At 73.3% G+C, this 1,767-nt stretch carries 2 protein-coding genes; both read right to left on the bottom strand.

Annotated elements, in window-relative coordinates:
* Positions 1-990 (bottom strand): selenide, water dikinase SelD (gene selD, locus P409_RS33500; protein WP_034848868.1); only part of this gene is annotated, 990 nt, incomplete at its 3' end.
* Positions 991-1,007: 17 nt separating this feature from the next.
* A partial coding sequence (locus P409_RS33495) for a transglutaminase-like domain-containing protein (protein ID WP_034848866.1) occupies positions 1,008-1,767 on the bottom strand: 760 nt, incomplete at its 5' end.

The raw sequence follows: 1,767 nt of genomic DNA, 5'->3' as shown, positions 1-1,767 counted from the left end.
CCGCGCGAGCAGGTCGTCGGCCGCATCCGCGGCGCAGGACACCAGCAGCCCGCCTGAGGTCTGCGGGTCGGTCAGCAGGTGGCGGCGCCACTCCGGCAGGCCGGGCGGCAGCGTCACCTCTGCCCCGTAGCTGGCCCAGTTGCGGTGCGAGGCGCCGGTGACGAAGCCGTCCTGCGCCAGCGCCTCCGCCCCAGCGAACAGCGCCGGCCCGTCGGCCCGGATCGCCAAAGTGACGCCGGCGCCGTGCGCCATCTCCAGCCCGTGGCCGAGCAGGCCGAAGCCGGTGACGTCGGTGACGGCGTGCACCGCCGCCTCCCGCCCCAGCGTGGCGCCGATGCGGTTGAGCTGGGTGGTGCTGGCGATCATCTCGGCATAGCCGTCGGCCGACAGCACCTCCTTCTTGAAGGCGGCGGAGTAGATGCCGACACCCAGCGCCTTGGTCAGGATCAGCGCGTCGCCGGGCCGGGCGCCGGAGTTGCGGCGCAGCTCCGATGGCCGGCAGGTGCCGATCACGGCGAGGCCGTAGATCGGCTCCGGCGCGTCGATCGAATGGCCGCCGGCCACCGGGATGCCGGCCTCGGCGCAGGTGGCGGCGCCGCCGGCCAGGATCTCGCGCACCGTCTCCGCCGGCAGCTTGCCCAAGGGCATGCCGAGGATGGCCAGTGCGAAGATCGGCTGGCCGCCCATGGCGTAGACGTCGGAGATGGCGTTGGTCGCCGCGATCCGTCCGAAATCGCGCGGGTCGTCGACCACCGGCATGAAGAAGTCGGTGGTGGCGATGACGCAGCGGTCGTCGTCGAGCTGCCAGACCGCCGCGTCGTCGCCGGTCTCGGTGCCGACCAGAAGCTGGTGGAACGGCGTCGCCGCCGGCTGGCCGGCCAGCAGCTCCTGCAGCACGGCGGGCGCCAGCTTGCAGCCGCAGCCGCCGCCATGCGCCAGGCTGGTCAGGCGGATCGGGGCGGCATCGCTGTCGCGGGTTGCCAGGACCATGGAGGTCTCTTTCATCATCAGGCCGAGATTTCGGCCGCGCCCAGGCTGTAGGCGAAGCTGTCGGCGTCGAGGCAGTCGAGCCGCACGCCCGCCACCTCGGCCTGCGGGTACATCAGGAAGCCGATCGCCGGCCCGGCGCTGCCGGGCAGCGCCACGTCATGGGCGTCGTTATAGGCGATCCAGTTGCCCTCCCAGGCGCCGAACAGGGCGCGGTGCGCCGCCGCCACCTTCGGGTCGTCGAGGGCGAGTTTGCCCGGCGGCTCCTCCAGCACGACCTTGCGCACATCGGCGGGGTCGGCCGCCACCCAGCCGAAGCCGGCCAGATGGACCTCGGCCCGGCAATGCTGCGCTTTGGTGACCGCCGGGCTGTTGGCGCCGAGGCTCTTGTAGCCGAAGCGCGACGGCGCCACGCGGATGCCGTAAACATCCCGCGCGGGAATGCCGGAGGCGCGCGCCAGCCCCACGAACAGCGCGTTGATGTCGGCGCATTTGCCGCCGAACGGCGCGCCGGCCTGCAGCATCGTTGCGACGTCGCCATTGCCGCAGCCGCGCACGGCGGCGTCGCGATAGGTGTTCGCCACCACCCATTCATAGAGGGCTCGGGCCTTGGCCAGATCGCCCCCGGCGCCGGCGGTGATCCGGTCGGCGGTCGCCTTGACGATGCCGCCGGTCGGGATCAGCGCCGAGGCCTGCAGGTAACGCTGGCGCTCCGCCTCGTCCAGGGCCTGCGCCGCGCCGGGCGCCGCGAGATCGGCGGCGCGGTCGCGCAGCGCCGCC

Source organism: Inquilinus limosus MP06 (genome assembly GCF_000767795.1).
In the GTDB taxonomy this organism is placed as follows: Bacteria; Pseudomonadota; Alphaproteobacteria; order DSM-16000; family Inquilinaceae; genus Inquilinus; species Inquilinus limosus_E.
The sequence above is the reverse complement of the archived record's forward strand: the minus strand, read 5'-3'. Positions and strand labels throughout refer to the sequence as shown.